12 protein-coding genes are annotated in these 12,704 nt (G+C 71.7%); 3 read left to right on the top strand and 9 right to left on the bottom strand.

The annotated features are described in order from the left end of the window. Positions 1-57: 57 nt before the first annotated feature. The gene (locus AC3IYJ_RS35095) at positions 58-273 is read left to right on the top strand and encodes a hypothetical protein (protein ID WP_489398538.1); all 216 of its coding nucleotides are present in this window, start codon (positions 58-60) and stop codon (positions 271-273) included. A 134-nt stretch (positions 274-407) separates the two neighbouring features. After that, positions 408-620 carry a hypothetical protein gene (locus tag AC3IYJ_RS35090; RefSeq protein ID WP_489398537.1) on the top strand — a complete coding sequence of 71 codons (213 nt, stop codon included), beginning with the start codon at positions 408-410 and terminating at the stop codon, positions 618-620. A gap of 45 nt (positions 621-665) precedes the next feature. On the opposite strand, the gene AC3IYJ_RS35085 is transcribed toward AC3IYJ_RS35090, so the two are convergent. From AC3IYJ_RS35085 to AC3IYJ_RS35060, 6 genes are all read right to left on the bottom strand, one after another. Next, a complete protein-coding gene (locus AC3IYJ_RS35085; protein WP_489398536.1) occupies positions 666-2,786 on the bottom strand; it encodes a PIG-L family deacetylase in 2,121 nt (706 codons plus the stop codon). A gap of 604 nt (positions 2,787-3,390) precedes the next feature. Beyond that, positions 3,391-4,098 (bottom strand): ABC transporter ATP-binding protein, encoded by a 708-nt coding sequence (locus AC3IYJ_RS35080; protein WP_489398535.1) that lies wholly within the window; start codon positions 4,096-4,098, stop codon positions 3,391-3,393. Continuing rightward, a complete protein-coding gene (locus tag AC3IYJ_RS35075) occupies positions 4,095-4,856 on the bottom strand; it encodes an ABC transporter ATP-binding protein (RefSeq protein ID WP_489398534.1) in 762 nt (253 codons plus the stop codon). Before AC3IYJ_RS35075 ends, AC3IYJ_RS35080 begins: the two co-directional genes overlap by 4 nt. After that, the gene (locus AC3IYJ_RS35070) at positions 4,853-5,842 is read right to left on the bottom strand and encodes a branched-chain amino acid ABC transporter permease (RefSeq protein WP_489398533.1); all 990 of its coding nucleotides are present in this window, start codon (positions 5,840-5,842) and stop codon (positions 4,853-4,855) included. The genes AC3IYJ_RS35075 and AC3IYJ_RS35070 overlap by 4 nt, the downstream gene beginning before the upstream one ends. Next, entirely contained in the window at positions 5,839-6,717 is an 879-nt protein-coding gene (locus tag AC3IYJ_RS35065) for a branched-chain amino acid ABC transporter permease (protein WP_489398532.1), read from the bottom strand. The genes AC3IYJ_RS35070 and AC3IYJ_RS35065 overlap by 4 nt, the downstream gene beginning before the upstream one ends. Before the next feature lies 1 nt (position 6,718). Then, positions 6,719-7,897 (bottom strand): ABC transporter substrate-binding protein, encoded by a 1,179-nt coding sequence (locus AC3IYJ_RS35060; RefSeq protein ID WP_489398531.1) that lies wholly within the window; start codon positions 7,895-7,897, stop codon positions 6,719-6,721. Positions 7,898-8,163: 266 nt separating this feature from the next. On the opposite strand from AC3IYJ_RS35060, the gene AC3IYJ_RS35055 reads away from it, so the two are divergent. Beyond that, positions 8,164-9,792, top strand: a complete 1,629-nt coding sequence (locus AC3IYJ_RS35055; protein WP_489398530.1) for a carboxylesterase/lipase family protein — start codon at positions 8,164-8,166, stop codon at positions 9,790-9,792. Between the two features lie 46 nt (positions 9,793-9,838). On the opposite strand, the gene AC3IYJ_RS35050 is transcribed toward AC3IYJ_RS35055, so the two are convergent. The 3 genes from AC3IYJ_RS35050 to AC3IYJ_RS35040 all read right to left on the bottom strand — a co-directional run bounded on the left by AC3IYJ_RS35050 (position 9,839) and on the right by AC3IYJ_RS35040 (position 12,704). Continuing rightward, the gene (locus AC3IYJ_RS35050; RefSeq protein ID WP_489398529.1) at positions 9,839-10,894 is read right to left on the bottom strand and encodes a tartrate dehydrogenase; all 1,056 of its coding nucleotides are present in this window, start codon (positions 10,892-10,894) and stop codon (positions 9,839-9,841) included. Positions 10,895-10,964: 70 nt separating this feature from the next. Further along, a complete protein-coding gene (locus AC3IYJ_RS35045) occupies positions 10,965-11,852 on the bottom strand; it encodes a LysR family transcriptional regulator (protein WP_489398528.1) in 888 nt (295 codons plus the stop codon). A 3-nt stretch (positions 11,853-11,855) separates the two neighbouring features. Further along, entirely contained in the window at positions 11,856-12,704 is an 849-nt protein-coding gene (locus AC3IYJ_RS35040) for an MBL fold metallo-hydrolase (protein WP_489398527.1), read from the bottom strand.

Here is a 12,704-nt window from a genome sequence, read left to right as displayed (position 1 = left end):
AGCCGCACTCAAGTGGCGCCCCGCGGACCCGGACGCCACCCGTACGGCGGCCCTGTCTTGGCGGGCTCCGCCCGTCGCGGCCACGACGGGGGATCCGGGCGCGCCCTGCTCCGGCCCGACGGGGCCATGGCGGCGGGATGGGCCCCCGGCTGGATGCACTCCTGGCCGCGCGACTCCAGCTTCGCCGCCGCAGCGTTCGCACACAGCGGCCACGAGTCCGAGGCCTACCGGATCCTCCGCCACAGCGCCCCGCGGACCTCGCCGTCGAGCTGAACAGGCCGCAGGACGCAGCCCGTTGGAGCGCCGCCGCCGGGCGTCTGTCCTCCGCGCCGGCCAAGAGCTTCGCGCCCCTGGGATACCGGCGCACGGCCAACGGGCGGCACGGCCACGACAGCGCGGTGACCTTCATGGCGCCCCCGTTCAACGCGGCCCGGGCCGGCCTGTCCCGAGCACTCGACACCACGTACGAGGCCCTGCTGCTGCCCAACGGCGGCATCACGCCGGGGAACGACCCGAAGGCGCCGTGGGGCGGGAACGCCTGGACACCGAGCACCTCGCTCTTCGCCCTCGCCTGGGCCGGCACGGGGAGGACGCTCCCGACGCCGCCCCTGCGGTCCTGAGGGGTGAGGTGCGGCCCGGACCCGGCAAGACCCGAAAGGGACGGCCTAAGGCCTGACCGCGCGGTGCCACGGGGAGGGCGGGCCGGCCGGCGGCTTGCCTCCGGGCGGCGGGGGCGGCGTGATGACGTGCAGATCGGCGTCCAGGCCGAGGGCCGCCGCGACGTCCGTACGGGCTCCGTCGGCCACGCCGGCCGGGGCGCCCGTGTACAGCATCCTGGACTCCTGCCAGTCCTGCGGACCGCCCATGCCCGCCATGCCCACCAGGCCGACCGCGCCCGTGCTCGCGCGGCCCACCAGCATGTTGCCCACGACGCCCACCGCGCCGTAGCCGCCCGGACCGCCGGTCTCGGTGACCGGGGAGAACTTCGGCGCGGGCTGCCCGCCCGCGGTGGCCAGGGTCGTGGCGACGGTGCCCTTGCCGGGCCGGCGGAAGAACAGGCGGACGCCATCGCCCTCGGCGGTCGCCGAGAGCACACCCGTCGTCGGGGGCAGATAGGTCGGGAAGGGGCCGCCGAGAGGGGCGCCCGACGTCGGCTGGACCCAGGCCAGTACGGACCCCTTGGTCGCCGCGTACACGTGGCGCCGCCCCGACGCGTCGGTCCGGGTGACCGGGTCGCCCTGGAGTTCGGCGCCGCCCAGGGCCTTCCAATCGCCGAAGGCCCCGCCCGGGGCCGACTGGGCCGCGGCACGCAGGGTGCGCCGGGAATCGCGCACGTACGCCGTCATCCGGCCCGCGGGATCCACGGCCACGGCCGGTCCGCTGATCGCCGAGGTGCCGGACCGGTCCCCGGGGTCCGGGGAGCCCAGTGACCTCCACGGGCCGAACGCGCCGTCGGCCGCGGACTGCTCGGCGTACACGAGATCGCGGCTGTAGTCCTGGTGCTTCGTGCCCAGGGTGGTGCGGGTGGCGAACACCGCGATCCTGCCGCCGGAGAGGCGGACCGCGGTCGCCCCGGTGTCGAGTCCGCTACCGGGACCCGTGCCGGGGTTGGGGAGGAACTCGGGGCCCTTCCAAGTGTCCTTCGCCCCACCGCGGGTCCAGTACGCCATGCGACCGTCCAGCACGGCGAAGGCCCACAGCCGGCCGGGGGCGCCCTCCGCCATCCAGGAAGTGGCGTCGCCCCGGCTGTAGCGGATGGTCTGGTTCCAGCCGGCGCCGGTGGGGCGGGTGGCGGTCTTGCGGTCACCGCAGCCGGCGGGGCTGCGGCACCAGTCCTCGTGATCCGTCCAGGCGTAGGTCTTGAGGTAGCCGAGCTTCTCCTCGGCCGCACGCGGGTCGAGCGTCGGGGGCAGGCCGGTGTTGGGGTAGCTCACGTAGTTCTGGATGGAGAAGTGCGGCCGGTCCGCGGACTGCGCGTAGCGGTCGGCGGCGGCCTGGACGAAGCGGGCGCCGTATATGTGGTCCTGGTGGTCGAGGAGGACGCCGGTGGCCTGCACCTTGCCCGGGGTCGGGTCCTGCGTCCGTATCGTGGTCGGCTTGTACGTCGACAGCACGCCCGCGATCGCGGCTATCGCCTGGTCCTTGGTGTACGAGAACGTCTGCTTGACCGGCGATCCGGAGGACAGCAGGGCTCCGAGGGAGGCTATCTTGCCGTCCCACAGCCCGCGCAGGCTCTCCGGGTTGTCACCCGAGATGCTGCGGGCCTCGCGGAGCTCCATCCACACCAGGTTGACCTCGGGGCGGGCGATGAGGACGTCGACCTCGGCGCTGCCTCCACCGGCGGTGCGTATGGACTTGCGCTCCCAGGGGCTGGTCCGGTCACCGGTGGCCATCTGCGCGTAGGCGCCGCGTACGCCGTTCTGCCTGGCCTCCGAGTAGGAGGCGTGGTCGGCGGGCTTGACGGGGTCCTGCAGCGGCCCGCCGTGCGCCTCGTTCCTGCCGTCGGACTCGCCGGAGGTCAGGTAGACGGTGGTCACCTTTATGCCGGCGGCTATGGAACGGCTCACATCGGGGTTCATGAAGAAGAGGTCGTCGTCGGGGTGCGCAACGATCTGGAGGGTGGAGCCCTCGGTCACGCTGGCCTGGTCGGCCGCCTCGGGCGCTTTGCCGTCCTGCCGCCCGGTGCCGTTCCTGCCGTCGTCGTAGGCCCACGCCGTCACACCGGCGGCGCCGACGCAGACCGCGGCGACCAGGGCCGCGAGGCGGGTGCGACTGACCACGGACATCTAGAACACCTCGGAGTATCGGTCCGGCGCGGAATCCCGCCTGCAGGTCCGCCGGTGCTCGATGGTCCGAAGCTGCCGGGAAACGACCGGTCCCAATTATGCCTTGTTCGCTTGCCGATGACGTACTTTCAAGAGCCATATCAAATAAAGAGAGTTGAATGGGCAATATCTGCAGATTGCGGCTTTTGCCTCTTTTGGGACCAAGGTCATCCAGGTCCCGCCAGCGGCTCCGGCGTGGCCTGCGACACATTTCGGCGGAACCGCACGGGGGGCGACACCTCCTCGGCAGGTTTCGCGCGCAGAGCGCGGCCGCAGCCGAAATCAAGCCAACCGGCGGCGAGTCGGACCAGGCGGGGACACGTCCACAGCCGGGCGGCTCCGGTTCGGGGGCGACGGAACGCATCCCTCCGCCGACCACCCGGGCACCGGCGCCACCCGGCGGCGAAACGCTCCGCCCGCGTCGGTGCCCGGCCGGCCGCCGACGCGGGCGCACAGGATCCCGGTGACCAGTCTCACGCCGGCGCCGGCGCGACCGGGCGGCCCCGCTCCCCGGAGGACCTCGGGAGTGACCCAGTTCACACGCGCGGGCTCCAACAGCCGGTGGTCAGTCGACGCCCAGTAGACGCCGCCTGTCCTCGGGGCTGTCCCGGAACTCCGCGCAGGACGCCCGGTGCACGATGCGGCCCTTCTGCATGACCGCCACGTCCCTGGCCGCGGAGAAGGCGAGTCCCAGGTTCTGTTCCACGAGGACCACCGACATGCCCTGCGCGCTCACCTCGCGGATGACCTCTCCCACTTGGGCGACGATCGCGGGAGCCAAGCCGTCGGACGGCTCGTCCAGAAGAAGGAGACGCGGGTTCCCCAGCAGGGACCGGGCGATCGCGAGCATCTGCTGTTCGCCTCCGGAGAGCTGGTCACCGCGGTGCCCCAGCCGCTCCCCCAGCCGCGGAAGCAGATCGAGGACGCGGGCCCTGCTCCACGGGCCCCGGCCCGATCGCCTCGAGGCGATCGTCAGGTGCTCCGCCACGGTCAGCGGCGCGAAGACCCGGCGCCCCTGCGGTACGACGCCCACCCCGGCCCGGGCGATCACGTCGACACGGGATCCGGCAATCTCCCGGCCGCCGAGGGTGACGCTGCCCTCGTACGGCCGGACGAGACCCATGACGGTCGAGACGAGAGTGGTCTTCCCGACCCCGTTGCGGCCGAGGACCGCGACGGTCCCGCCTTCGTCGAGGTCGAGATCGACACCGCCCAGGACCACGCCCCCGGCGTACCCGGAGCTCAGGCCCCGGATGCTGAAGAACGGCTTCACGAGGCGGCCCCCGTCGTGCCGAGGTAGGCGTTCTGGACCTCGTTGGAGGCCCGCACCTCGTCCGGGGAGCCGGTTTTCAAGTGTCTGCCGAGGTGCATGACCGTCACCGTGTCGGCGAGCTCGAAGACCATGTCGAGGTCGTGTTCGATGAGGAGCACCGTCACTTCGGCGGGCAGGGCGACGACGAGTTCGGTGAGCCGCGCCGTCTCGGCCGGAGACATCCCGGCGGCCGGTTCGTCCAGCAGCAGCAGCCGGGGTTCGGTGGCCAGGGCCACGGCGACCTCCAGCTGCCGCCGTTCGCCGTGCGAGAGGGCGGCCGCCGGGATCTCGTGCCGGGTGGGCAGTCCCACCCGCTCCAGCAGCGTCCGCGCCTGCGCGATCGCCGCCGTCCGGGCGCTCACCCTGCGCCAGCCGCCGAATGCGGAACCGGCCCGGCGCACGACGGCGAGCAGGACGTTCTCCAGCACGGTCTCGCGCAGGAAGAGACTGGAGTGCTGGAAGGTCGCCGCGACGCCGAGTCCGACCCGGCGGTCCACGGGCAGCCGGGTCACGTCCTGCCCGTCGACGCGGATGGTGCCGGCGGTCGTCGCCAGGGTTCCCGAGATCAGTCCGAACAGCGTCGACTTTCCGGCGCCGTTCGGGCCGATGACCGCGTGCCGGGCACCCCGGCGGACGGTGAGGTCGACCTCGTCCAGGGCCCGGAAGGAGCCGAAGTGCCGCGACACCCCGTGCAGTTGCAGTAGCTCGTGTGTCGTCACGCCGTTCTCTTCCGGGTCAGCTGGGGCGGGAGCCGTACGCCTGCCAGCCCTTGGGGCAGCGCGTAGACGGCGATGACGAAGAACACTCCGAGGAGCAGCGGCCCGCGGCCCGCGACGGCTTCGAGGTTTCCGAGGTAGTCGCGGGTGAGCCAGACGAGCGCGGCTCCGACGCAAGTCCCCCACATCGAGCCGGAGCCGCCGATGACGACGGCGAGCAGGGCCAGGGCGGCGATCTCGAATCCCGCGTCGCCGGGCGAGACGAACCGCTGCACCGACACCCACAGGCCACCGGCGACGCCGGCCAGCGCGCCGGCGCCGCAGTAGGCGGCCAGGGCGTACCGCCGGGTCGGGTAGCCGATCGCGCTCATGCGGCGCTCGTTGTCGCGGATTCCGCGCAGGGCGAGGGCGAACGGCGTCGAGCCGAGGCGGGAGACGGCCGCGAAGAGCGCCAGGAACACGGCCAGGACGTAGAAGTACACCAGCCCGTCCAGCTCCAGCGGGGACATGCCCGGCAGTGGTACGACGGGCGGGATGCCGGACACGCCGTCGGTGCCGTTCGTCATCGACTTCCAGTTGACGGCGGCGCTGTAGGCGATCTCGCCGATGGCCAGCGTCAGCATCAGGAACACCACGCCCCTCGCCCGCACCGCCAGCCACCCCGTGACCACGGCCACCAGGGCGGACACCACGGCGGCGATGAGCAGTTGGAACACCCCGACGTCGGTGAGCCGCGTCGCGACGACGGCCGCCGTGTAGGCGCCGACGCCGAAGTAGGCCGACTGGCCGAGGGTGGGCAGCCCGGTCAGGCCGGTGAGCAGGTTCACGCTGATCGCCAGGAGGGCGAACACCAGGACCCGCGACAGGGTGCCGATGGCGTACGAGCCGAGGAGGAAGGGGGCCGCCGCGAGCCCGAGGGCAACGGCGCCCACGGACAGCCGCCGCCTCAGCGGCCGTGCGGCGGATCCGCCGGATCCGGACGCGCTCATGCGCGCACCCCCGCCGGGACCAGGCCGTGCGGGCGGACGACGAGCACGGCCAGCATGGTGCCGAAGAGCAGGAAGGGGGCGTACTGCGGGAGCAGCGCCACCCCCAGCGTCTGCACCTGGCCGATGAGGAGCGCGCCGACGAGCGCGCCGCGCACGGATCCGAGGCCGCCGACGACCACGACGACGAGCGAGAGGACGAGGACGGTCTCGTCGACGCCGGGGCCGGGGCCCAGGATCGGCGCCCCGAGGACACCGCCGACCACGGCCAGGGCCGCGCCGAGCCCGAAGACCCCGTAGAGCACCTTGCGGATGTCCACGCCCAGCGCGCGGACCATGTCCCGGTCGGCGACGGTCGCCCGTACCAGTGCTCCGAGCGAGCTGCGCTCGAACACGAGGTACACGACGGCGGCGAGGCCGGTCGCGACGCCGATGAACACGAGCCGGTAGACCGGATAGGCGTGGCCGAGGAGGCCCACCGTCCCGCGCAGCGCGGTCGGCGGGTCGGTGGGCAGCACCTCGCCTCCGAAGGCGGCGGCGAGGAGGTCGGCGACGATGAAGGTGATGCCGAGCGTCAGCACGGCCTGGTCCAGGTGGCCCCGCCGGGCCAGTGGCTGGGTGAGGAACGTCAGCACCGCTCCGCCCAGGGTGCCCACGAGGACGCCGGCCGCCAGGGCGAGGAGCAGGCCCCACAGGGTTCCGTCGGACAGGGCGTAGGCGACGTAGGCCCCGGCGAGGTAGAGCGTGCCGTGGGCCAGGTTGAGCACGTCCATCATGCCGAAGACCAGGGAGAGGCCGACCGCGATCGTGAACAGGAGCAGACCGAAGGCGACCCCGTCGACGACGCTGACGAAGTTGCCGTCCAACCATCCGTACATGTCAGCCGCCCAGCCGGACGAGCTCGGAACCGACGCTGTTGGCGCCCTGCTTGACCTCGCGCAGGTACCAGGGCTGGACGGGCGTGCCGCCGCCGTTGAAGTGCCAGGTGCCCCGCGGGCTGTCGATGTCCCCCACTGCGGCGATGGCGGCGTTGACCGTTTCCGGGGTCACCGTGTCACCGGCGGCCTTGATCGCCCTGTCGAGCACCTGCGCCGCGTCCCATGACGCCATCGCGTACGTGGTCGGGGCCGATCCGTAGGCGGCCGTGTAGGCCGGTGCGAACTGCTTGTTGGCCGCGTTGTCCAGGTCGGCTCCGTAGTTGAGGGCGGTGAGGATGCCGTCGGCGGCCTCGCCCTGGCCCTTGAGCACGCCACCCTCGGTGAGGAAGCCGGGTGCGTAGAGCGGGATCCTGCCGGCCAGGCCGAAGTCCCGGTACTGCTTGACGAAGTCGACGGCCGCGCCGCCGGCGTAGAAGCAGAAGACGGCCTTGGCCCCGGAGCGCTCGATCTGCGCGAGGTAGGGCTGGAAGTTCTTGGTCGCCGGGAACGGCGTGTAGACCTCCTCCCCCGCGATCTTTCCGCCCGCCGGGAGGAAGGTGGACTTGAAGCCCTCGACCTCGTCCTTGCCGGCCTGGTAGCCGGCGGCGATCAGGAAGACCGGGCCGCCGGCCTTCTCGGCCACGTACTTGCCGAGCGCCTTGCCGGGTTCGTCGTTGACGTACGAGGTACGCCAGATGTACTTGGTCCCGGTCAGGGTCGTGGGCGAGGCGTTCGAGCCGACGAGCGGGACCTTGTTGCTCTCGAACAGGTCCTTGACGCCGTTGATGGTGGCCGAGCTGACCACGCCGCTCACCGCCAGTACGTGGTCCTGCTTGACCAGCTTCTCCGCCGCCGCCTTGCCGGAGTCGGCCGTCTCCCCCTCGTCGGCGACCACGACCTCCGCCGCGCGCCCGCCGAGCTTGCCGCCGTGCCGTTGGACGTAGAGCTCGAAGCCCTGCTTCATGTCGTCGCCCAACGCCTTGTAGGTCCCCGACTGCGGGACGAGGAGCCCGATCTTCACGGGCCCGTTCTGCTTGCCTCCATCGTCCGACCCCAGGCTGGCGCCGCCACACGCCGTGGCCAGGAAGAGGGTTGCCGTCGTCGCGGCGATCAGACCAATGGGACGGATTCGACCTGCCATGGAAACTCCGAACGTTGTCAACCGGCGCTGGAGGGCCGGATGTTGCTGATGGCCTGGGCGAGCTCTCCGCCCGGCAGCGCACCGGAAGTGACACGTGTCTATCGCGTAATACTGACGCACGTCAAGACTTCTCGATATCAACGATCCACGGGAGCCCTACCCCTTGACCCCAACCCAGGGCATGTCGTAACACTGACCCTCGTCAAAAAGACGCTATGCCGATTCGGTTAGCGGCGGGCTCTTGATCAGTCAGGGAGTGAAGCACCATGACCGACGATCCATCGCGGCGCAAAGTCCTCAAGAAGACCGGGGTGTTGGCCGGCGCCGCACTGCTCTCCGGCATACCGGGCGCGGGCACGGCCCAGGCGGCCCCGCGTACGGCCGGGTCCCCGCCCGTGGTCGAGGCGCCCGCGGGCCGGCTGCTCGGAAGCGCGGAAGGCGGCCTCGACGTCTTCAAGGGCGTGCCCTACGCGGCGCCGCCGGTCGGCGCCCTTCGCTGGCGACCGGCTCAGCCCCACCCCGGATGGCAGGGCACGCGCGATGCGACCGCTTTCGGGCCGAGCGCACCGCAGCCCTACCGGGAAGGCGGCGACCAAGTCCTCGGAACGCACGGCTCGCCCCCCTTCGACGAGGACTGCCTCACCCTCAACGTCTGGACCCCCGGAGCAGGTGACGCCAAGCGGCCGGTGCTGGTGTGGATCCACGGCGGCGGCTTCATCTCCGGATCGGGCTCGCTGCCGAACTACTCCGGCGAGACCTTCGCGCGCAACGGCGACCTCGTCGTCGTGACCATCAACTACCGTCTCGGGCCACTGGGTTACCTCTACTTCGGTGAGGACGGAGCCGGCGGGAACTTCTGGCTCACCGACCAGATCGCCGCGCTGAACTGGGTACGGGACAACATCGCCGCGTTCGGCGGCGACCCGGACAACATCACCGTCGCCGGACAGTCGGGCGGCGCGCTGTCGGTCGCGGCGCTGGCCGGCGCCCGCACCAGGGGCCGCCCGCTGTTCCGGCGCGCGATCCTGCAGAGCCCGCCGCTCGGCCTGAAGATCCCCATCCGGGCCGAGTCGCTGCAGCGCACCGCGACCTTCCTGGACATCGTCGGAGCCAAGAACGTCACGGAGCTGCGCGCCGTGCCCTGGCCGCGCCTGATCGCCGCCACCTTCGAGATGTTCGGGCGCACCGGACAGTGGGGGTACTGGTCGACCCCGTTCCTGCCGGTGCTGGACGGGGTCACCCTGGACCGCGACCCGGCCGAACTGCTGACAGGCGGCGCCGGGGCGGACATCGAGGTCCTCCTCGGCTGGACGAGGGAGGAGGCGAACTTCGCCTTCGCCCTGAGCGAGCCGTACGCCACGGCGACCAAGGAGCAGGTGCTCGCCAGGGCCCGGGACACCTTCGGCAGCCGGGCCGCCCAGGCCTACACCGCCTACGAAGAGGCCCGGCCCGGCGCCCGCCCGCTGGACGTGCTCATGGATCTGATCACCGATGACCTGTTCCGCATGCCCTGTGTGGCGCTGGCCGAAGGGCGGGCGGCCCGTGGACGTCCGGTCTGGGCGTACCAGTTCAGCCTCCCGACGCCCGCGCACAACGGTCAACTGGCCGCCGCGCACTGTCTGGAGCTGCCGTTCGTGTTCAACAACTTCGACAAGTGGTCGCAGGCTCCCTTCCTCGCGGGGCTGACCCCCAGGGTCCGGGACGGTCTGGCCGCGACCGTGCACGCGTCGTGGATCTCCTTCATCCGCACCGGCGATCCCAACCACCACCCCATGCCGCGGTGGGACCGCTACGGCCGGGACACCCGTACGACGATGACCCTCGACTCGGTCACCACCGCCACCGAGGACATCGCCGGATACTGGCGCCGCCTGCGCCGTCCGGACGCGGCGTAGCAGCCCCGTCGCGGACGGGCGGCACCTCTGACGGGGTGGGGTCCCGTCAGAGGTGCTGGAGGAGGGTGGAGGTGAATTCGGCGGTGGAGGCGCGGCCGCCGAGGTCGCGCGTGCGGACCGAAGTGGTGGCCAGGACGCGGGCGATGGCGTCCGTGATGTCGGCCGCGGCCCCGGGGTGGCCGAGGTGGTCGAGCATCATGGCGGCGGACCAGATCGCGCCGATGGGATTGGCGATGCCCTGACCGGCGATGTCGGGGGCCGATCCGTGGACCGGCTCGAACATCGACGGGTAATCGCCCCGCGGGTTGAGGTTGGCGGACGGAGCGATGCCGATGCCGCCGGCCACCGCCGCGGCCAGGTCGCTGAGGATGTCCCCGAAGAGGTTGGACGCGACGACGACGTCGAAGCGCGCGGGGTCCAGGACGAACTTGGCGGCCAGCGCGTCTATGTGCTCCTGGTTCCACTCGACCGCGGGGTGCTCGGCGGCACGCTCGGCCACCAGCTCGTCCCAGAACGGCATGGTGTGCACGATGCCGTTGGACTTCGTCGCCGACGTGAGGGGGCCGCCGCGCCGCTCGGCGAGAGCGAAGGCGAAGTCGAGGACCCGGGTCACTCCCGCCCGTGTGAACACCGCTTGCTGCACGGCCATTTCGTCCGGGCGCCCGCGGTTCATCCGGCCGCCGATCTCGCTGTACTCGCCTTCGGTGTTCTCCCGGACGACCACGAAGTCCACCTCGCCGGGCGCGGCACCGCGCACGGGTCCGGGAAGGCCCTCGAACACCCGGATCGGGCGGAGGTTGACGTACTGGTCGAAGGCCCGGCGGATCGGGATGAGCAGCCCCCACAGGGAGATGTGGTCCGGGACGCCCGGGTAGCCGACGGCGCCGAGCAGGATCGCGTCGTGACGGCGGAGCTGCTCCAGTCCGTCCTCGGGCATCATCGATCCGTCGCGCAGGTAACGCTCGCAGGACCAGTCGAACTGCTCGTAGCCGAAGGCGATGCCGTGCCGCTCGCCCACGGTGTCGAGGACCTCGCGTGCCGCCGGAAGGACTTCGGTGCCGATGCCGTCACCGGGGATGAGGGCGATGCTGTGGTGGGTCATGCCTCGAATTCCAGCAACCGGGCGCCCTCCGGGTCCAACACGTATCCCCGATGAGGCTCATAGGCCGGTCCTATGGGCCGGCGGCCGGCGGGACGGCGATCTCCAGGAAGGCGCGGGCGGCGGGCGTCAGCTGCGCCTTGCGGCTCACGAGGACGTTGTGCTGGAGGGCGGCCGGTTCCAGGTCGAGGACGAGGGCTCCGGCCCGTTCGGACAGGTCGGCCCAGGATGCGGTGACCACCGCCAGTCCGACGCCTCCGAGCACAAGGGGCAGGAAGGCCATCCGGTGTTCGCTCTCCACGGCGATGCGGATGCCGATGCCCTCGGCCTTCAGGTCGTCGACGTAGGCCCGGATCCCGGTCCCCCGCTGCCCGACGATCAGCCGGTGCCCGTCGAGCTGTTCCGCCCGCACGGGCCGGCCGGGCGGGAAGGGTCCGTCCGGCGGGGTGACCAGGACGAGCCTGTCGTCTCCGAGGTGGTGCGCGACGACGTCCCGGCCCGGCAGCGGCGACGTGGTGGTCAGCAGTCCGAGTTCACAGCCTCCCGTGCGCACGGTCTCGACCACGTGCTCGCGGGTGAGGGCTGTGCGCAGGCTGATCGACACGTCCGGAAAGCGCTCGGTGAAGCGCTGGACCAGCGTGCTGAGGGGTTCGATCGTGGGTGAGGCCATCGCGGCGATCTCCAGGCGCCCGCCGCGCAGTTCACGGACGGCTCCGACGCCGGCCCTGGCGAGTTCCAGCGCGTGCAGGGCTTCCCGTGCCCGTGGCACCAGCGCGGTGCCCGCCCCTGTCAGGACCACCCTCCTGCCGATCCGGTGGAACAGGTCGCTGCCCAGGTCGCGTTCCAGGGTCTGAACGGCCTGGGACAGGGACGGCTGCGATACGTAGAGTGCCGCGGCCGCGCGGTTGAAGCCGCCGTGGTCCACGATGGCAAGGAAGTACGTCAGCTGTCGAAAGTCCACGGTTCAGCGCGTGCCGTCCGCCACGAACCGTACGGCCCCGTCGCCGCCGCGCCGGAGCAGGCCGGCCGTGGGGGGCGGGAAGTGCGTGCCGATCACGAGGGTTCCCGTGTCGGCGTACCGCTCGACGAATTCCCGCCGGGTGGCTGCGGCGCGCGCCGGGTCGGCGTCGGAGAGGCCGGCCACATCGGGTTCGATGAACTGCACCGGGTGGTGCACGAGGTCGCCGGTGATCACTGCGCGTTCCCCGCCCGATTCGACCACGACGGCGACCTGGCCCGGGGTGTGCCCCGGAGCGGCTTCCAGGCGCACGCTGTCGCAGACCCGGTGATCGGCCGCGACGAAGTCGACGAGGCCCTCGTCGATCAGCGGCTGCATCGTGTCGGGGAGGTTCGTGTCCGCCTCGTCCGCCCAGTGGTCCCATTCCGCGCGGGTGACCAGGTGGCGCGCGCGGGGGAAGGTCGGCACCCACATCCCGTCCACGAGCCGCGTGTTCCATCCGATGTGGTCGAAGTGCAGGTGGGTGCAGACCACGGTGTCGATCGACTCGGGAGGGTAGCCGAGGGCGGTGAGGTCTTCGAGCCACGTGGTGTCCAGCATGCGCAGGAAGGGCACCGACGCCCGCGCGTTGCCCACGCAGGTGTCCACGAGGATCCTGCGCGCACCCGTGTCCACGACCAGTCCGTGGACCGAGAGCAGGAAGGTGCCGTCGGCCCTGCTGAAGTCGGGAGCGGGCCACGGGTACCTCTTCAGGAGCGCGGTGTCGTCCGTCCGCAGGGCCCCGATGAAGGGAACGGGGACCTCCGCCTCCAGCACTTTGTGGATCACCGTCGTACCGATGTGCCACGTCGTCAT

It is taken from the genome of Streptomyces sp. GL_140 (assembly GCF_057834465.1).
This window is presented reverse-complemented; position numbering and strand designations above follow the sequence as displayed.

Excerpts from the sequence above, each read along its gene's own strand:
- AC3IYJ_RS35090 (WP_489398537.1), top strand. The coding sequence starts at position 408 with ATGGCGCCCCCGTTCAACGCGGCCCGGGCCGGCCTGTCCCGAGCACTC.
- AC3IYJ_RS35085 (WP_489398536.1), bottom strand. The coding sequence starts at position 2,786 with ATGTCCGTGGTCAGTCGCACCCGCCTCGCGGCCCTGGTCGCCGCGGTC.
- AC3IYJ_RS35070 (WP_489398533.1), bottom strand. The coding sequence starts at position 5,842 with ATGAGCGCGTCCGGATCCGGCGGATCCGCCGCACGGCCGCTGAGGCGG.
- AC3IYJ_RS35065 (WP_489398532.1), bottom strand. The coding sequence starts at position 6,717 with ATGTACGGATGGTTGGACGGCAACTTCGTCAGCGTCGTCGACGGGGTC.
- AC3IYJ_RS35060 (WP_489398531.1), bottom strand. The coding sequence starts at position 7,897 with ATGGCAGGTCGAATCCGTCCCATTGGTCTGATCGCCGCGACGACGGCA.
- AC3IYJ_RS35055 (WP_489398530.1), top strand. The coding sequence starts at position 8,164 with ATGACCGACGATCCATCGCGGCGCAAAGTCCTCAAGAAGACCGGGGTG.
- AC3IYJ_RS35050 (WP_489398529.1), bottom strand. The coding sequence starts at position 10,894 with ATGACCCACCACAGCATCGCCCTCATCCCCGGTGACGGCATCGGCACC.
- AC3IYJ_RS35040 (WP_489398527.1), bottom strand. The coding sequence starts at position 12,704 with ATGACGACGTGGCACATCGGTACGACGGTGATCCACAAAGTGCTGGAG.